The sequence below is a fragment of the Candidatus Bathyarchaeia archaeon genome (assembly GCA_038882715.1).
Classification (GTDB): domain Archaea; phylum Thermoproteota; class Bathyarchaeia; order Bathyarchaeales; family DTEX01; genus DTEX01.
Genome location: JAVZNR010000013.1, coordinates 16,639 through 34,609 on the forward strand (window position 1 = coordinate 16,639; position 17,971 = coordinate 34,609).

Here is a 17,971-nt window from a genome sequence, read left to right on the forward strand (position 1 = left end):
CCCCAGCAAGGAATAGGTACACATCTACTATTTTCAGTAACCTTTCCACCGCTATAAGGAAAATAGTTAGTTAGGAAGCCCGGATATAAACATTACTCGTTAATAACCAAAACCATGTTAAACTTGGCATAAAAACTTTTAAGTGGTAACCTTGGCTTAATTATGCTCATGGCCGATGAAGATGGCGGCTTAAACGAAGACATTTCAATAAGTAAATATCGAGACAAGATAGTCCACGGCCCAATTTTTCACATGCTATTATGGTTGGGCGCCCCTCCCCTTCTAAATCAGTTAATCATTATCGCCTATAACACCGCAGACGCATACTGGCTAAGCCAATATAGCGATGTCACTGTAGCTGTTCCAAGGCAGACTTGGCCCATTATCATGCTTTTTCAAGCTTTAGCTATGGCTTTAACCGCGGCATGCTTAAGCACAGTCTCTCAATATATCGGTGGAAAAGCGTATAGAGAAGCCAGCCGTTCAGCATCAAGATTCTTCACGGTGTTATTTTTTGCTGGAGGCATCCTTTGTATAGCGCTTTTGGCTTTGAGAGAGTGCATTTTCTCATATATCATATCTACGCCGCCAGAGATTTTCAACGATGTGATCAAATACTCCGGTATAATTGCCTTTGATATTTTCCTGAACTATATATCGTTAACCTTCACAACGCTCCTCCAAAGTGTAGGAGATACAAGGAGCCCCGCCATGGTTAATGCTGTAGCGGTTGGTTTAAACATATTATTGGACCCATTTTTGGTTCTAGGGATACATCCTTTTCCGAGGCTAGGGGTTATAGGAGCCGCCATAACAGATGTTATGGGCAAAAGTATATCAGTGCTGATGCTAACATATATTATTAGAAAGAATTACCCGGACCTTAAGATAGCGTTCACCAGAGACATAGATTTTGAATGGGCTGCTTTGGTTGCTCGCATAAGCTCACCTATCCTTATCCTAGGACTAACGAATGGATTCGCCTTCCTAATGCAGCTAAGGATAGTGAACGAGCTTGGCATAGTTACGGCCACGTCTTACGCAATAGGTTTCGTCATAATGGATATAGTCGACGCAGCTCTTTTCGGCCTTGGCGGCGCAACCGCTATAATGGTCGGGCAGAGTCTGGGAGATGGAAATATTAAGAGGGCTAAGGAGGTTGCATATAAATCTTGTCTACTGGTATTCACGCTAGTATCTTTGGGAGCCGCGCTCGTCTACCCGATCAGGATGTATTTAATCGAAATATTTACCGATGACTCGCTAATATTAGCTGAAACCGACTCTTTCCTTCAAAAATTGTTGCCTACGCTGCCATTTTTCGGTTTATTTATGGTCGCTATATCAACAGGTAGAGGCTCCGGCCACACTTTCACCCCAACGTTAATTGGAATATTTAGGCTATGGGGAATTAGGGTAGGATTAGGCTACATGCTAGCCTTTTTGCTCGGCATGGGGTCTGCTGGGGCATGGTTAGCTATAGCATTAAGCAATCTTATTGGAGGAATTGCAGCGCTCATCTGGATAAAATATGGGGATTGGGCTAAACCAGTAGTTAAATGATAAACCATTAGAAAACAAGAAATATAGCCGGCATTATTGAATTATTGCTGTAGCCTGCTTCGCTCTACTTGCGATACACGCAGCTTTAATCGTAAAACCCCATTCACATAGGACTTCTCCACTAACTTTGCATCCCTAGGTATCTCCACTCTTCTGAAAAAGTTTCCGCCCCCTTTAATCTCTAACACACCATCAGCAAACTTTACTCTTACTTCTTCTGGCGGCCCAGGAACCTTTGCCACAAAGGTTATGTTCTCTCCCTCTTCAATGATATCATACAGCCATTCATGCTCCTCCGCAATAGTTTTCTGCGCGCCAAGAACCCTTTTAAACTCCCTCACCCAATAAATTAGCGCCAAAACTATTATAGATCCGAGAATGACCCCTAGTAGCCCTCCTTTAACCTTAAATATTAAGATTAGAAGCGCGACCGCTATGGCAACGCTAACGCCTAGGATAAAGTTTAACAACATTTCATCCGAATTAGTTTTTGACATTGTTTCTCTACCCTTAAGTAAGATCTATCACTATGTAATGAAGCTCTACTACCCCTTCCACGTTTACCAGTATCCCAGCGTTTAATCTTCCGTTGCTTTTCCAAACAAAGACCCTCTTCACGCCATAATATTCGCATACCTTAATAAAATTATTTAGTAAATTCTGGACATTAGCCCAATCATCATCAGAGATATATTTGACACTTCCAATGAAAAAGGATACATTAGGATGAATTTCAGATGGCTCAAGTACACTTAAGCCCGCACCTTTAATCTCCTCAACTATATTGAAAATTCTCTCTTCTTCACCAGCCCCCGGCTTTGGCAGCGGGGCCTGAACCCCTGCGATTTTGAAAAGGAAGTAATAGAAGCTTTCTTTAATCGTTGAGCCTAATCCCACATAGTATTCGCCAGTGAAGTCCGCTCCAACAGTTGCTATGACACCAATTTGGGTGACAACGCCTCCCCCTGGAGCAGTATAAACCGGTATTATGAAAACATCGTATCTACCGATCCTATAGAAAATTTGATTTCCTACGCGCGGCTCTCTAAGCAGAGTCTTTAGAGATGTGAAATCGGGATTTCTTTCTAGAGCCTCATTTACAGCTGTTGGACCTAAAAGTTTAGTTTTACTTTCTAAGGGAACCTTGTAGAATATTATTTCTCCAGTATAAGGATAATCGTTCCTAACGACAATGTAGCCAGCCAGATTCTCCCCAAGAGCTCCTCGCAGTTCAAGCGAAAGTATTCCAACAAATTCTGTTTCGTTAAAGCCATGAGGTTGCGCAATAATGTAGTACGTGTCAATCCCCTTAGGTATGACATAGAACTCCTTGGCGGTAATGAAGGTTGCTGGGTCGGTCACATGAAAGAAATTGTACATGCTAACCCTCCACTCAAAGAGCTCCTCCGGATATCTAAGTTGATTCTTCAACCAATCTGGAACCTCTGTGTAGACATATTCGCTATAAGCTTTCTTGAACATCTGGCTGAAAAAATCGTTTCCGATAATAATTATCTGGACGTCTCCATCATATACATCTATTAATGCGTAGCCTATTAGTCTACCAAACCTATTCCCGTCGCTCCACGGCACGTAACTCGCATCAAGAAACACTATTAGCGGCATAGTCCAATATGTTCTCTCGCCATCAGTTACAGGCCATATATCGACCCGCTGCCCATTGAATTCATACGTGAAATACGGGAACAGGAGCTGCATGCGGTCAAAGACATCTCTATATCTTAGGATTCTCATAACTGTAGTTGGATATGAAAGGAGAAAATTTGGTTCAAATATCCAGCTTAATGGTGGAGCTACGTCGACGCCACCTTTACCAATATAAAAGTGTCCTCCCACCTCCGTGCTGGAGACTCTATCTTTTGGAAATGCGACCCAGGTTTCTCTAAAAAGGCCACCTTCACCATAGTATACTCTCCTTTGCGGAAAGAACTTAGAGGCATCAACTATTTTTCCCGTATGGGCATCGAGCATGAGAAAGCCGTTGGGCACATGGGTATAAACAAAATGAGATGCATACCATCTATCTTCCGGCCTAACGGTTTGAGGCAATATTAAATCCATTGAAGCGCTCCAGTATAGCGAGCCATTAAAGCGCAGAATGTCAACCTCAGTAAAATCAACGTAAGGTATTAAGCCTATCTCAGGTCTAAGCTTATCGAACGATGCTTGTTGATCCCATAGGCGCACTTTATCTAGGAGCCCCTCAACCTGCTTAATATATTCATCTATCTCATTGGGAGAGATCGATGAAAGGCCGAATACATACGGGGCCTCCTTTATATTGTTGATTTCAGCCAAATGCCTGTTTACAGAAATCATTTGCGCGATATATGGTCCAAGCATCTCAACCTTTCTCACATCAGCAATACTATTATTTAGCACCATAAGCGCGCTAAAAATGGCTATAATTAAGGTTAAGACTATTATGCGAGCATAAATCTGACGCCTAAAAACTTTATTTAAGCTGGAACTAAGAGCCCTTTTATCTAGGATGGTAAATATTGATAAGGTGAGACATACCGCTATTAACCCGAGAATCTGATATTTAGTATTATAATCGATGAAAGACGAGAAGAACCTTGTTAACGTAAACCATAAGATGAAAATGGTTATCAAGGCTTGAATCGTCGGCATAAATCTCCTTAGGCTAGGGGTTTCGAGATCCCATAGATAGGCTGCGACAAACGGCATTACCATGCGTATGATATGCGTTACTAAAACTAGAAGCGTTAAGCGGATTAAGAGAGCACGGAGTAAGGGTGGGATCAAAAGGGTTAAGGCTGGAATTAGAGGTATAAGGTTTTCCTCTGCATACGTTATGTTTATTGGAGGAGTGATGAATGGGAGGCTAAAGATTTTTGGGAGCATTTCAAGGTTTGGGTTCCAGCCCATTATGATCGCGTCAACTGTTATGCCGAACGTCACGTTGCTTAAGAGGCTCATGCCAATTAAGATCTTTGTAACCTGCCATAGAATGAATTTAAATAAGGGCATTTTAAAGCCGTCGAAGTCAAGCCATATAGGGGAGACCTTCTCCAAATCTCCTCTTAAGTGGATGACTTTAACTATTAGGTTGATAAACCACCACGTTACAGATCTTCTGTTCTTGAAGTCTACTCTGAAAAAAGCAACCGCTGCCAATACGAGGCCGCCTAAAAGGCTAAAATATATAGGTCTCAAAAACAGGTCCCCGAACTCCATAAAATTAAGCCAAAAAGACACTATTTCGCGGCTGAGTAAAATGGAAAAAACTAAAGTAACGGAGAGAATTAGAAGTATCCAGTATATGATGCGTATTCTACTCCTTATTCCACCGCTCATTATATTTAACTCAACCATAAAGCGATCTGTGATAAAATAAGTAACTAGGTGACATATATATTAATGCTCCTTCAAAACATTCGCTATTAGACACTATTGCTCCATATTTTCTCAAACTCCCGCTCGTAGAGCTCAGCAACATATTTACTCCTTACAATTATCAGGTTCTCGTTATTCTCTTTTTCAGCAGTTTTTGACCAGTTATAACTCCCAGTAACAACTATTTCTCCGTCTATTATCATAACTTTGTTATGCATGGATCGCGGGTTCGTGTCATTGCGTACCGGTACCCCAGCGGCCTTCAAGCTCCAATACTCGCTGTACTGGGTTACCTGGCTCTCTTCAAAAACAACTTTAACATCGACATTTCGGCTATACGCTTCAACTAGCGCCTTACCAATTGAGTCAAGTGTAAAGCTGTAGATTAATATGTGAATAGAGTTATTTGCACGATTTATCCAACCTATGATAGCGTTCTCACAGCCGCCTTCAGGTGAAAAATAGATGCCTAAAATCTCTATCTTCAGCTGCCTTTCTAGCTCAGCTATATGTTCTTCTAGAAGCGCTATCCTCTCGCTGTAAACAGTTATGTTACCCTCAAGCCACATTTGAAGGATACTTACAAGCCCACTTAATTCCTCAATCTTCCTTTCTTTCTCAGCTAACTTAACTTTTATTCTTTCCCTCTCTTCCCTATACTTTACTTCGCTGATGTAGCCTCCTATAATTAACCCAACTATTAACATGAATATCATTGAAACTAAGCTCGTACGAGACTTTCTTGTCAAAGGCAAAACCTCCTCTCCAACAATTATTAAATAGCAATTTTAGAGACTTAATAGATAAATTTAAAAATCTCATCAGAGGGGACTGAGTTGAGCGTAGTAGATTACGTTAATGAGACACCTCTTATAGACGTTCATACGCACATAGATTTTAAGAGCCCTGCAGCCGTGAACCCCGTGCAAATAATGCTTTACCATTACATAGCTACTGAACTTAGAAGCTTGGGGCTTCCAGTTAATGAGATCATGGCTAAAAGCAGAGATCCTGTTGGCGACCTAATTCAGCATTTTAAATTTATTAAAAACACAGCTACCTATTGGTGTCTTAACCGCATCTTATATGACCTTTATGACTTCCAGGAAGATCTTAACTTAAGCAACTGGTCTAAGCTAAAAGAGATTATGAAGTTAAAAGAGTCAGATAGCGGGTGGGCTGACAAAGTTAGGGCTAAAACGAAAATAACGAAGATTTTTCTAACAATAAATCCGCTTACGGAGCTAAAGCCCGAATTTGATAAAAATCTTTACGTAGCTTCGCTGAGACTTGATCCTGTTATAAGCGGGTTGTCTAGAGAATCTATTAGAAAACTTGAAGAGGTTTACGGGGAGCAAGCGTCTAGACTCAGTAGATTGAAGGATGTTTTAGCAAGCAGATTTGAAGCCTTTAAGGGATACAGTGTTTCAGTAGCAGCTTCCGTGCAGAGCTTTGAAACCTACAAGCCGACACACACGAGTCTCGCTGAGGACGCTTATATTAAGCTTTACTCTGGTAAACCTATCTCCGGGGCCGAGTTGATGCGTTTAAGGTCAGCAGCATTATCTATGGTATTGGACTTGTGCCGAGAATATCGTCTCCCAATACAACTGATGCTGGGTGTGGCTAGAGATTTGCCGGGGGCTTCTCCGCCGGATTTAGCGGTTTGCTTTAAACAAAGAGGTCTTTGCTATCTATGCTATTTCCTCCATCAGTATAGGGATGTGGACTTTCACATAATCTCCGCCTACAGATTTCAGTCTCACGAGCTGACCGTTATGGCGAAAAATTATCCTAACGTTTATATGGATGGCTACTGGTGGTACTGCTTCTTCCCGGAAAGCATAAGTCAGCACCTGCTTGAGAGAATACAGATACTGCCGGCTGGGAAGACATGCGGCTTCTTCAGCGACGCGTACGTCCTCGAATGGATCTATGGCAAGGCAGCTTTAGCAAGGAAAGTAACCGCTGAAGCCTTAGAAAACATGGTTAAAAGAGGTTTCTACACCATAGAGACAGCTAAAGAAATAGCTAATCAAATCCTGTGGGAAAATGCTGCAAGGCTCTTCAAAATCCAATAGTGTTGCTTTCACCGCTGAACTACGAAGTTCTCATAAAAAATATACAATTTCAGATAATTACTCTCCATGATTTTCGCGGGATTCTGTAATCACGGCTGGCGGATTTTATGGAGGTTTAGCGTAATTATCTTATGGTCTTTAGTCTAATCATATGGTAATCTCTAATTTTATTGGTTGTAGCATTTTCTCTAAGTAGGCTTTGTTGTCGCCGTATTTTGGCTGCTGGATTTGGGCGCATTCCTGTAGGTTTTTCTCCCCATTTGCAAGTTTGACCGCGAATGGGAAACATCCTTGCTCTCCACATTCTTTGCAGTTTGTTTTTGGCAGATGCTTATATATTTCGAGCGGATTAAGTCTTTGCCTAGCCTCCAGAAGCCCTGAGTCTGGCGCGCCGTGCGCCTTATAATATTCGTAGGCTTTATCAATCATAGCCTTAAGTTTCTCTAGGAGCCTTAACGCTATCTCCTCTCTCAAAACGCAGCCGAGATTAATCTTTCCAGAGGAATAAACGGTTATGAGCTTACCGTCTAATGTGAATGTTACGGAGTTGAATGCTTTAGCGTACTGTGAGCGTGGAATAGCCAGGTAGAGAATCGGAATAACTTCGCCAAGCGGTCTATCTGCCTGAGCAGTTATCTTAATCTTCCTAGGCTCAAGAAGACATGGAGTCCTTTCTGTAATCACAATATTGATTCTTCCACTCATGCTTAAGCCACCTGCTAAACAATTTCTTCGATAATCACTCTAGAGAGTCTAGCTATAAAATCAGGAGTAATCACATCAAGTATATGTAATACTGTGGGATCACTAATTAAATAAAATCTTCTATTTTTTTGTTTTCGGCACTTTATGATACCGCAACTCTTCAAAATGGACAAGTGCCTAGAAACCATCGGCTGAGGTATCCTCAAATGGGAAACTATTTCACAAACACATTTTTCACCATCACGTAAATACTCAAGGATTTCAAGTCTTGTCGGATCTGCCAAGGCTTTGAATATCTTGGCTTTATATTTATTCTTCAAGATTTCCACAATGAATAATAGTAATATAGCAATATTTAAATATAACCATGGTTTTCTTTATTTAATTCAAGAAGGTGAAGGATGCATGAGTGAAAGAAATCTGCCGAGATTTATAATGTGTATATGTACTGGTGAATGCCCGGGTTTCTCGAAGCTTGAGTTATGGAAGCTCATAAATTATGTTAGGAACGAGTTGGAAGTTGAGTATGCTATTGTTCACCCGCAGCTTTGCGTTGATGACGGCGATAGGTTCTGGAGAGATTATTTGAAAGAGAGCAGCAAGGATATTGTCTACATTATTGGCGGATGTGACCCAAAGATGCAGAAGAAGCTCTTCGGCGGGATCTTCAGGGAGAAGGGTCTTGATCCTGATAGGCAGCTGGTCTCATTAGACCTAAGAAACATAAGTACGGAGGAAGCCATGAAGAAGGTTGCTGAAGCAGTCAGTAAAATCGTTGGAAGGTAGCGCGATTCTTTCTAGAACCAACTGAGATAATTGTGGAGGTGAATGGTTTATGAGCGAAATATATATGGGAATTCCTAGAAGAGAGATTCCATGGTTCCCAAAAATAGATTATGAGAAATGCACTGGATGTCTAACATGCGTTAAGATTGATTCGGCGAACGGCCATGATGTCTACGCTATTGAGGGAAATCCCCCACGGCCAGTCGTTAGGAACCCATATGGCTGCGTTGTCGGCTGCGAGACATGCGCAAAAATGTGCCCGAGCGGAGCAATAACCTTCCCATCAAGAGATGAACTAAGAAAAATCCTTAAGAAGCTGAGGCAAAAATACTCCTGATAGGCAGCATAATCTTTTGTCTCCCTTAACTCCTCCAGAACCCTTTCTTTCCATTAACAGCTTGGAGAGACTTAAATCACTGCACTGCCTATATACTATGTTGTGGTGAAATCCGTTTGGAGAGGCGAGTGGTTTGGTATCCAACGATTTTTCCAGAGAGATGTGATGGATGCAAAGGTTTTGATGCACACAAATGTGTTAAGTTCTGTCCACATAATGTTTTCGGGATTCGTGATGGTAAGGTCATTGTCGTTAACCCGCAGAACTGTATATATGGCTGCGTAGCATGTGAGTATGTTTGCCCAAGGAGAGCTATAGCCTTCCCAATGCGTGCTGCTACTAGACAGGTTGCCCAAAGAGATAAAGGCTTGCTTAAAAGGGTTAAATGTAGAGGATGTGGAAAAATCTTCTGTACAAATGAGGAAACAGATTTGTGCTTCGACTGCAGGAAGAACCTAAACTTAAAATAGCCTTTATTAGTTTCGAAAAATTGAGGGGGATTTCCTTGAGCGGCAGGGTTATTAGGGTTGACTCGTGGGAGGAGTTTAAGCAGCTGGTTAAGAAGCATGATGCTAAGGAGCTAGCCTATCGAATTGAGATGGGTGTTCCGGCAAGGCACTTAACTGGTCTTAGGCTGATTCTACCAGTAACTGGCATGCAGTATGTCTTCATAGACACGGCAAGCGGAGATAGGCTGAAGAGGACCGGAATAAAATTGAGGGTCGATGATTTAGGCAACATGTATATTAGCGACGAGGATGTCGTAAACTTCGTTAGGTCCGAATTGGGAAGAGATATAAAACTATACTCCTACTTCACAATGTGATCTGTGCTAAATTTCCTTCAATTGACTACGATTATTCGCTTTATATCACATAGAGATTTCCGACACTACCCCAAACAAATGCATCTGGCATAGCATTAAGTATTGCGTGAGCAGCACGCCAACCCGTGCAATGTGAGGGCACTATAAGACGTGGCCTTATTTTCCTAAGCTCCTCCACTGTTTGATTTATGCGACCCTCAAATTCCTTACCCGCAAGGTGTAGGCCACCTAAAACAGCGTAAACCTCTTTTGTACCAGCGAGCTGCCGCGCATAGAGCAGCGTATTTATTATTCCAGCGTGGCTGCATCCGGACACCACAACTAAGCCCTTCCGCTTAATATAGATTACTAATGCTCGTTCATCCCATATCCATGGATCCGGCTCCCACCTTCCATCGATGAAAGCCCTATGCTGCGGATAACCGGTCTCAAAGTGGGTGGTTCGCGGGATCTCGCCGGTTATAAGCACCAGCCCATCAGCTGCCAAGTATGGTTGTCTTGCTTCAATGTATTTCGCCGGCTTCACCTCATCCTCTGAAGGGATAACCGGATATTTCCTTATTTCTCCGCTTGAGCTAATAGTGCCCCTTTTCCTAAACATGTCGTCGTGAATTATGATCGGCAAACCGCTCTTATTTATGGCCTTGGCGACTTTCGGTAAGCCGCCGAAGTGATCGTAATGTCCATGAGATAGGACTATGCATTCCACTTCAGCTAGGTTTATTCCCATCCTCCTTGCATTCATGATCACACCGCTTGGGCTTCCTCCAGCGTCGAAGAGTAAGCTATGAGACTCATTTCCCTCAAATACCCGGATGAGTATTGAGAAGCCATGTTCAGCAATTGGATATCGTGAAGCACTCTTAACCCAATCTCTGAAGCATTTAACCTCCTCTCTTGGGGAGGTTGATAGAAAGTCTATAGAGTTGTCCACTAGACTAATTATCTCAACCCTTTCAGCCTCTCTAAACTCTGAAAAACGACCATTTCCACCCATAGAAAGCCTCCATTTAAAGTGGGCCTCTATAGTAGATTGTTGCTGGGCATCCTACACATTTTCCGCTTACATATCTCGCGCACGGCTCACAGTCAACTCCACATGGCGCTTCGCTCTTATTCTTGCTAGCAAGATGCTCTCTTACGAGAAGAAGATGCGAGAAATATATGTCGCTTACTGGATAGAACTCCGATCTCCTTACGCCAGCTCCGCTCCTAATAGAACACTTCTCAACCGATATGCTCTCCAAAGTACTCTGATCCTCAGCTACAACGATAGCCACTAGGTTATATCCGCCCAAAGTCTTAAATATTTGAACAACCCTAGGGCAATCCCTAAATCTATCGAGAAGATTCTGCATGGCTTCAGCACTCTCCATCTCAAGCAGAACTATCGCTGGAAAAAGCCCAAAATAGAATGGATTCATCAGCGCCGAGACTCTAATAGCGTTCTGCTTAAATAATCTCTGTAGTCTCTTCCTAATTCCCATGCTTGTATAACTGGTGCTCTCGGCAAGTTTCTCTAATGTTGCCCTACCATTTAACTGGAGCGCAGAAATTATCTTCCTATCCACTTCGTCCATTTTTCTTTTCACTAGTTTATTTTCTAAACATAAAAAATATTTAAATAGTTTACGATATTAAATTATATTTCAACAAATCGGTGAATAAAATGAGCGGCGAGACAGAAGCTCCAGAAGAAAGGCAAAGGTTTATTGAGGAGCAGGAAAGGCTGCTGAGGATTAGGATGGAAAAGATTAGGCATAAGGTTGCTGTTATAAGTGGTAAGGGCGGGGTTGGAAAAAGTACTATAGCAGTTAACCTTGCAATAGCCTTCGCCATGAACGGCTATAAAGTAGGCATTTTAGACGCGGATATTCACGGGCCGAGCATACCGAAAATGCTTGGGTTGAGTGGAAATAGGCTTGAGGTTGGCCCTCCAGGCGTTTTTCCAGCTGTAGGGCTGTTTGGCATACGAGTTGTCTCAATGGATTTCCTCCTACCAAATGAGGATTCGCCTGTAATATGGCGTGGGCCGCTAAAAATGGCTGCTATACGCCAGTTCCTATTAGACATTGTCTGGGATGGACTCGATCTGCTGCTAATAGATTTGCCTCCTGGAACCGGGGATGAACCGCTCAGTGTCGCGCAGCTGCTGCCTGAAATGGATGGCGTAATAATAGTGACTATTCCATCGGAGGTCTCGCAGATAGTCGTTAAGAAGGCTGTTAACTTCGCTAAGGCGCTCGGCTTACCAGTCATAGGCATTATCGAGAATATGAGTGGGTTTGTATGCCCAAACTGCGGGATGAAGATCGACATATTCCAATCTGGTGGCGGAGAGAAAATAGCTGAAGAGATGGGAATACCATTTTTAGGTAAAATACCAGTAGACAGGGATATATGTGAAGCCTCGGATAGAGGTAAACCATTTATAATCGAGCACTATAATTCGCCGTCGTCAAAGGCCTTCAAAGAGATCGTTAGGAAAATCGAGGACTTTCTAAATCGAAAGGAAGAGTGCTCTAAAGGTAGCGAAGGGAAGAGTTAGAATGAAAGTTTATGTGTCGGCATCGGCAGATGATCTAAATGCGCTCCGTAAACCCCAGATTTGCTAGATGCCGTTACTTTATGATTGTGGATTCATAAAGCATGAAATTTGAGGCCATGTGGTGAAATATAGCGTATGAGACCGCTAGCGTTTGGACCTGTGCCCTCAAGGCGCCTAGGAAGGAGCCTCAGAATAATAACGTTCCATATAAGGTATGCACATACTCATGTGTTTACTGTCAGCTGGGCAAAACAACAAATAAAATCACTAGAAGACGGAGATTCTATAGATCGGAAGATATTCTGGCTGAAATTGAAAAGAAGGTTGAAGAGCTGCGTCTAAAAGGCAAATGTTGATTACTTAACTTTTGTCCCGGATGGCGAGCCAACGCTAGATGTTAATTTAGGTAGGGAAATTTCACTTTTAAAGAGGATAGGCATTCCCATAGCTGTTTTAACGAACGCTTCTCTGCTCTGGAATAAAAGCGTAAGAAGGAGCCTATTGGAGGCGGATCTTGTATCATTGAAGGTGGACGCTGTCAGCGAGGAATTATGGAGATTGGTGAATAGACTCTATAAAAGTCTTCATCTAAGTAAGGTTTTAGAAGGCGTGAGAAGGTTTGTTGAGGAATTTGATGGAGTAATAATAAGTGAGGCAATGATAATTGATGGGATAGTATATAACGGAGAGTTCGAACGCATAGAAAGTCTTCTAGGGGAGTTAAAAAATCTAAGCGCAGCCTATATCGCTGTGCCGGTGAAGGCCGCCATCTGAAAAATAGGTCAAGCTGGCTGGGAGAGAGGCTCTAAATGAAGTCTTTCAAATATTCTCAAGAATTCTTGGAGTTAATAGGGTGAAATTCCTGGTAGAACATGAAGGAAACAACTTTACATTTACTGGAAGGATAGAGGATGAAATACTGGGATAGCAGCAGTTCACCCACTACGGAAAGAAACTATGATGAGGCTCTTAGAGAAAGCTAAGGCAGACTGGCAGATAGTAGAAAAACTTCTGCAGGAAGGCAAACTGATAAAGCTTGAACATAACGGAAATGAATATTATAGGGCAAGCCAACTTAGAGTTGGCGAGGAGAGAGTTTCTCCCTAAAATAAGCCTTCAGTGAAAACATAGAGAATAAAAATGAGAAGTGTGAATTTTTGGCTCAGACAAGTCGGTCTCATAATTTCTCAGCAATCTATAATTCATCATTATTCTAACTGATTATATTGGAGGTATATAAAGGGTTTACTTGCCATATCTCAGTAGGCCACCTCTCTGTGAGGCGAATCAGCATTTTATAATCATTTCATCTTTTAATCTTTGTTAGATAGGTTAGTGAGAAGATGGCTGTGGATGTTATCGCTATTGCACCACTTGTAGGTATGTTTAACTGAAGCGATATGGCTATACCGGCAACTCCAGAGAACGTCGCCATTATGATTGATGTAAGCATCATTTTACCTAAATCCTTTGTTATTATGCTTGATGATGCTGCTGGGAGTATTAGGAGCGTGACTGAAAGTAGAACACCGACAGCTCTTGCTATTACCGCGGCGACTACAGCTGACGTTATGAAGAGAAGAGAATCATAAAGCCTGACCCTCAGACCTAGGGTCTCAGTCGTGTCTATGTCGAAGCATATGTAGATAAACTCCCTATGAAATACTAGAGTTATGATTGTCGCCGCCGTAGACGCTATAGATAGGTTCAGCAAATCCACGTTAGAGAGGAGCAGTAGGTCGCTTATTAAGTAACTGTCCACAAAGACTCTCTTCTCCAGCGGAAGGTAACTCCTTATAACCGCGTAGAGCGCCACGCTTATAGCTAGCGCCACGCTGAGCATTGTTCCTAGGGACCGCTGACCACTCCTGCCAGCGTAAGAGATGAGGACTGCTGTTGCGATGCAGAATAATACGACTATGGGGAATGGATCTGGTAGGGTTGGGAGGAATGTTTGGATTAGGGCGCCTAAAGCTGCGCCTCCTAGCGCTGCGTGAGATATTTCGGGAGTTATGTATAATGATCCTCTCAGAAGCATTATGACTAGAATTGGCATGGATAGTGACGTGAATAATACGCCTAGGATTGCTCGAAGGATTATTGGATCAAACATGTCTATCGCCTAAGATAACTATTCGCTTACCCTCCCTCTCAATCATTCTCAGGCATGGGTAAATAGGCTTAAGCTTGTCTTCACTTAAGACCTCATGCGGTTCACCGTATAGGCACACGCTTCTATTCAAGACCAGAACCCTATCAGCCAGATCCATTATCGGATCGATCTCATGCTCAACAACTATAATCGTCTTTCCACTATCCTTAAGCATTTTAAGGAGATTAAGAAGTCTATCTTGAGTCTCAAGATCTAAGCCAGCAAAGACCTCATCGAGGAGTAGCAGTGGTGGGTTAGATGCCAATGCCCTAGCTATGAGCACTCTCTTCTGCTGCCCTCCGCTTAATCCGCTGAAAAAGGAATCCCATTTATCTTCCATACCTAGGTGCGCTAGGGCCCTTTTAGCATCCTCAACATCCCTTTTAGAGATGAATCTTGGCGGCCCCCTCCTAAGCAATATTCCCATTAAGACGACGTCGCCAACCTTTAATGGGGTCTCATAGGAGATTCTATCCTTCTGCGGAACATAGCCTATAAACTTTCTAACATTATCCCTAAATGGATCTAAACCAAAAACCCTAACCTCACCGCTAAATGGCTTAATTATGCCCAATATAGTCTTCAATAGGGTTGTCTTCCCAGCCCCATTCGGTCCAACAACGACGATTAATGACGGCTTCTCAACATCGAAGCTCACAGAATCCAGTACCAGCTGGTCATCTAGCATCACAGAGACATCTTTAATGGAGATAATGCTTCCGCTCATAATCCAACTCTCCTCTTAATTAGCAGCACGCTCTCAAAAATTACTGTCAATAGAAGAACCAAGATTGTTAGGAGATAAATGTTGGCGTTATCTCTAGATGCAATTCTCCGCTCCGAGAGGAGGGCATTATAAATCTGCCCAGCATTATAATACATTAACGCAGTATAATCTTCTAGACGGCCTGATGAGACTGAAAGTATGTATGCTATTGGGCATCCCGTCTCCTCAGAGATCATTTTAATGGTTCTTTGAGCCTCCTCCATCAGTAGGGCTACATCGGAGACTATTAGGCAAGCATATTCCCCAGATTTAAATCCCTTATAAATACTGCTTAAAACCCCTGGACGCACAGTTCCCCCCTCGTCAACAAGCACGGAGCATGCTTTCAAACCCATAGCTTCAGCAACATAGTGCTCCGCATAGAAACCTATCACAACTCTCCTATTAAGCGTACCATGCCTAGCCGAGAGTTCAGAGAGGAAGGCTTTAAGATTTAAAACATTCCTCCTAAACCTCTCATAGTTGTCGGAAAGCCTTGCGGATAAATCAGGTCTCAACCTTGAGATCTTTTCCTTAACCTCCTCAGCTATTAGGAGAGCGTTTTCCGGAAGTAGCCAGAAGCCATGAATATTCCTCTCGCCATTCAAGTCGAGTATCTTAATCCAGCTCAAATTCATCGCATTTACAGATATAAGGTCTGGGCTTACACCCTTCTCCTCAGCGACTAAGTTAACCAGCTTCTTCTCCCACTCCATATGCCCAGTTATAACTATTAGGTCTGATCTACGCGCAATATTGACGGCCTCTAGAGTTAGAGTAAAGCTGTGCGGCTCAACTGCCCCAGAAACAATTGAGTAGACTTCCCCAGCCTCACCAATTATTGGGGAAACAATTGATCTAAGAACATCTATCGAAACGACCACTATAATTATTCCACTACTAAAGTTAGTGGCGGCCTCTGAGGCACGAGTAGTTAAGAGCAGCGACATTAAAGCGACTATAGTTGCTATATCGATTTTATTAGACAGCATGAACCTCCCCGTGGGATATATTTGTTATGTGGACACCTTTCAGGGTGCCCTAGAACCCTACACATTGAATCAATAATCTTGTCAGAAATATATAGTTCAATTCTACGCGCGCAGTCACAGGCATCATCTAAGCTGACTGAGAGAAATCTATGTGCGTATGTCTCAAATACTCTATGATTCCTTATAATTCTGTTGATCTCTCTAAGCCCTAACTCTGAGAGACTAACCCCTCTCCAAGGCTCCCTTACAATCATGCCCTTCTCATAAAGCTTCTTAAGGGTCTCACTCGCGGTGGCGCATGAAACCCCTAAGGCGTTTGCCACGTCTAGGCTTCCAACGACGCTTTTTTCAGAGAGCAAACTAAATATAACTTTAAGATATTCTGTCTCCCTCTCAGTCAGTCTCCTCGACATATTTTAGTCTCTCCAAGATTTAGGCATATCCTAAATTAGGTTAAACCTAAATTTAAGTATTATGAGCCTAAAAAGGATTGAAAAACTTTGACAGCGGTTTAATATTTGCTCAGCTTCCCTCCTCTAAATCCATGTCCCTCATATAGTATGTATGAGTTAATCTAATCTCACTTTCAACAGCATTTTTCAGCCTCTCATACTTTACTCTCAAATTCTTCAGCTCCTTAATTTTCATGTCTGGATCTTCTAATGCTTGGTAAATTATAGCCCCTTCCGCTTCTCTAGGAATGGGCAGCTCCATAAGGTGGCATACTGTGGGCACTATATCCGTTAACCAAACAGTTCTACTTACGATCGCACCCTTCTTTATCCCTGGACCAGCCATTATGAGTAAACCTCTTAAGTCACCTATACTATATGTTGTCGTCGGCAGGAAAGCTCCATGCTGACCTCCAAATTCAGGCCTTAAGGCGAATATAACGTCGCCAATTCTCTCGCCATAAAGTCCAATTATTCTGGCATCTTCCCTCCTAATGGCGAATAATATGGGTTTAAGCCCAGTTTCAGGGTCAGTATAGTCATATAGCACCTTAATTATTTGATCTACAACTTTATCGTACTCATCCGGCTCAACCACGCCATTCGGATCTCTACCCTTAAGATTCACATATATATAACATGATCTTTGAGGGATGGCCTTAGTCTTACTCCAATCTATCACCCTGACGCCATTCTCCTCCTTATATGCGAGTAGCCCAGCCTTCTCAAGGACGGTTCTGGGATCAAATTTATGGGTTGTAGCTTTGGCCCCGTGATCTGACGTTAAAATCACTATGGTCTTATCTAGGTCAACTTTACTTAGGATGCCACCAACCATTCTATCTAAGCTCTTATAGAATTCAAGCTAGATTTTAGAGAATAGGCTATTCTCCTCCCTACTGGGGGATGTGAGTGGATCAACCTTATTTATGAATGCATGGTAGGCCCAATCTGGACAGTGCGCGTGCATTATGAATATTGACCATGAGGGGTATTCATCCATAAGTTTGCAGGCTGCTTTAGCAAGCCATCTATGCTCCATATCGATTGCTTCTAAGAACGTTTCTCCGTCAATCCAGCCTAAAGTTAATGCACGATAGATTCCATGAGAGGGAGGGGGATAAGCATCCTCAAACTCTAGCTTGCTTGCGACATCCTCAGGGTAACTCCAGCCCGATAAGGCTCCTATTGGCATCACATATATCTTAACGCTAGATCCATCGGGTGAAAGATCCAGCAGCTTAACTCTAAAAGCGGCTTTAATGCCACCTCTCTCTGTCTCAAACACATCCTTAATTACGGGGCTCCAAGAATTCACTTTAAGCCTAGCAAATGCCGACTTGAAGTCTTTTGACTTAGATATTATAGCTTCCTCAAAACCT

Annotated in this window: 21 protein-coding genes and 1 pseudogene; 9 read left to right on the forward strand and 13 right to left on the reverse strand. The window is 42.6% G+C overall.

Annotation, left to right across the window (positions count from 1 at the left end; all coding sequences use genetic code 11):
* Positions 1 to 168: 168 nt before the first annotated feature.
* Positions 169 to 1,563: an MATE family efflux transporter gene (locus QXR61_07685; GenBank protein MEM3757827.1), complete on the forward strand. Its 1,395-nt coding sequence runs from the start codon at positions 169 to 171 to the stop codon at positions 1,561 to 1,563.
* A 41-nt stretch (positions 1,564 to 1,604) separates the two neighbouring features.
* Here the strand turns inward: QXR61_07685 and QXR61_07690 are convergent, their stop codons facing one another.
* The 3 genes from QXR61_07690 to QXR61_07700 form a co-directional block, all read right to left on the reverse strand.
* Positions 1,605 to 2,060, reverse strand: a complete 456-nt coding sequence (locus tag QXR61_07690; protein ID MEM3757828.1) for an Hsp20/alpha crystallin family protein — start codon at positions 2,058 to 2,060, stop codon at positions 1,605 to 1,607.
* A 13-nt stretch (positions 2,061 to 2,073) separates the two neighbouring features.
* The gene (locus QXR61_07695) at positions 2,074 to 4,905 is read right to left on the reverse strand and encodes a UPF0182 family protein (GenBank protein ID MEM3757829.1); all 2,832 of its coding nucleotides are present in this window, start codon (positions 4,903 to 4,905) and stop codon (positions 2,074 to 2,076) included.
* Positions 4,906 to 4,991: 86 nt separating this feature from the next.
* A complete protein-coding gene (locus QXR61_07700; GenBank protein ID MEM3757830.1) occupies positions 4,992 to 5,693 on the reverse strand; it encodes a phospholipase D-like domain-containing protein in 702 nt (233 codons plus the stop codon).
* Between the two features lie 87 nt (positions 5,694 to 5,780).
* Here QXR61_07700 and QXR61_07705 point away from each other — a divergent pair, with 87 nt between their 5' ends.
* On the forward strand, positions 5,781 to 7,025 hold the full coding sequence (locus QXR61_07705) for a hypothetical protein (protein ID MEM3757831.1): 1,245 nt from the start codon (positions 5,781 to 5,783) through the stop codon (positions 7,023 to 7,025).
* A gap of 147 nt (positions 7,026 to 7,172) precedes the next feature.
* Here QXR61_07705 and QXR61_07710 read toward each other — a convergent pair whose 3' ends face one another.
* Together QXR61_07710 and QXR61_07715 are read right to left on the reverse strand one after the other, a co-directional pair.
* Complete coding sequence (locus QXR61_07710; protein ID MEM3757832.1) at positions 7,173 to 7,730, reverse strand: (Fe-S)-binding protein; 558 nt, start codon at positions 7,728 to 7,730, stop codon at positions 7,173 to 7,175.
* Between the two features lie 14 nt (positions 7,731 to 7,744).
* Positions 7,745 to 8,050 carry a metalloregulator ArsR/SmtB family transcription factor gene (locus QXR61_07715; protein MEM3757833.1) on the reverse strand — a complete coding sequence of 102 codons (306 nt, stop codon included), beginning with the start codon at positions 8,048 to 8,050 and terminating at the stop codon, positions 7,745 to 7,747.
* A gap of 85 nt (positions 8,051 to 8,135) precedes the next feature.
* Between QXR61_07715 and QXR61_07720 the strand changes: the two genes are divergently transcribed.
* The 4 genes from QXR61_07720 to QXR61_07735 all read left to right on the forward strand — a co-directional run bounded on the left by QXR61_07720 (position 8,136) and on the right by QXR61_07735 (position 9,679).
* A complete protein-coding gene (locus QXR61_07720) occupies positions 8,136 to 8,516 on the forward strand; it encodes a hypothetical protein (protein MEM3757834.1) in 381 nt (126 codons plus the stop codon).
* 49 nt (positions 8,517 to 8,565) lie between these two features.
* A complete protein-coding gene (locus QXR61_07725; GenBank protein MEM3757835.1) occupies positions 8,566 to 8,853 on the forward strand; it encodes a ferredoxin family protein in 288 nt (95 codons plus the stop codon).
* Between the two features lie 116 nt (positions 8,854 to 8,969).
* Positions 8,970 to 9,323 (forward strand): hypothetical protein, encoded by a 354-nt coding sequence (locus QXR61_07730; protein MEM3757836.1) that lies wholly within the window; start codon positions 8,970 to 8,972, stop codon positions 9,321 to 9,323.
* Between the two features lie 35 nt (positions 9,324 to 9,358).
* Positions 9,359 to 9,679: a hypothetical protein gene (locus tag QXR61_07735; GenBank protein MEM3757837.1), complete on the forward strand. Its 321-nt coding sequence runs from the start codon at positions 9,359 to 9,361 to the stop codon at positions 9,677 to 9,679.
* Between the two features lie 40 nt (positions 9,680 to 9,719).
* On the opposite strand, the gene QXR61_07740 is transcribed toward QXR61_07735, so the two are convergent.
* Both QXR61_07740 and QXR61_07745 read right to left on the reverse strand, forming a co-directional pair.
* Positions 9,720 to 10,676: an MBL fold metallo-hydrolase gene (locus QXR61_07740; GenBank protein MEM3757838.1), complete on the reverse strand. Its 957-nt coding sequence runs from the start codon at positions 10,674 to 10,676 to the stop codon at positions 9,720 to 9,722.
* Between the two features lie 13 nt (positions 10,677 to 10,689).
* Complete coding sequence (locus QXR61_07745; protein ID MEM3757839.1) at positions 10,690 to 11,259, reverse strand: AsnC family transcriptional regulator; 570 nt, start codon at positions 11,257 to 11,259, stop codon at positions 10,690 to 10,692.
* A gap of 89 nt (positions 11,260 to 11,348) precedes the next feature.
* Here QXR61_07745 and QXR61_07750 point away from each other — a divergent pair, with 89 nt between their 5' ends.
* The 3 genes from QXR61_07750 (at position 11,349) to QXR61_07760 (ending at position 13,334) form a co-directional block, all read left to right on the forward strand.
* Positions 11,349 to 12,227 (forward strand): Mrp/NBP35 family ATP-binding protein, encoded by an 879-nt coding sequence (locus tag QXR61_07750; protein ID MEM3757840.1) that lies wholly within the window; start codon positions 11,349 to 11,351, stop codon positions 12,225 to 12,227.
* Positions 12,228 to 12,728: 501 nt separating this feature from the next.
* On the forward strand, positions 12,729 to 13,001 hold the full coding sequence (locus QXR61_07755; protein MEM3757841.1) for a hypothetical protein: 273 nt from the start codon (positions 12,729 to 12,731) through the stop codon (positions 12,999 to 13,001).
* 183 nt (positions 13,002 to 13,184) lie between these two features.
* Positions 13,185 to 13,334, forward strand: coding sequence for a hypothetical protein (locus QXR61_07760; GenBank protein ID MEM3757842.1), 150 nt, complete (start codon positions 13,185 to 13,187; stop codon positions 13,332 to 13,334).
* A 199-nt stretch (positions 13,335 to 13,533) separates the two neighbouring features.
* Here QXR61_07760 and QXR61_07765 read toward each other — a convergent pair whose 3' ends face one another.
* The 6 genes and pseudogenes from QXR61_07765 to QXR61_07790 all read right to left on the reverse strand — a co-directional run.
* The gene (locus QXR61_07765) at positions 13,534 to 14,340 is read right to left on the reverse strand and encodes a metal ABC transporter permease (GenBank protein ID MEM3757843.1); all 807 of its coding nucleotides are present in this window, start codon (positions 14,338 to 14,340) and stop codon (positions 13,534 to 13,536) included.
* Complete coding sequence (locus QXR61_07770; GenBank protein ID MEM3757844.1) at positions 14,333 to 15,106, reverse strand: metal ABC transporter ATP-binding protein; 774 nt, start codon at positions 15,104 to 15,106, stop codon at positions 14,333 to 14,335. Before QXR61_07770 ends, QXR61_07765 begins: the two co-directional genes overlap by 8 nt.
* Positions 15,103 to 16,137, reverse strand: coding sequence for a zinc ABC transporter substrate-binding protein (locus QXR61_07775; protein ID MEM3757845.1), 1,035 nt, complete (start codon positions 16,135 to 16,137; stop codon positions 15,103 to 15,105). Before QXR61_07775 ends, QXR61_07770 begins: the two co-directional genes overlap by 4 nt.
* The gene (locus QXR61_07780; GenBank protein MEM3757846.1) at positions 16,113 to 16,550 is read right to left on the reverse strand and encodes a metal-dependent transcriptional regulator; all 438 of its coding nucleotides are present in this window, start codon (positions 16,548 to 16,550) and stop codon (positions 16,113 to 16,115) included. Before QXR61_07780 ends, QXR61_07775 begins: the two co-directional genes overlap by 25 nt.
* 109 nt (positions 16,551 to 16,659) lie before the next feature.
* Positions 16,660 to 17,439: pseudogene (locus tag QXR61_07785) on the reverse strand (alkaline phosphatase family protein).
* A gap of 15 nt (positions 17,440 to 17,454) precedes the next feature.
* On the reverse strand, positions 17,455 to 17,971 hold a 517-nt coding region (locus QXR61_07790; GenBank protein ID MEM3757847.1), incomplete at its 5' end, for a hypothetical protein.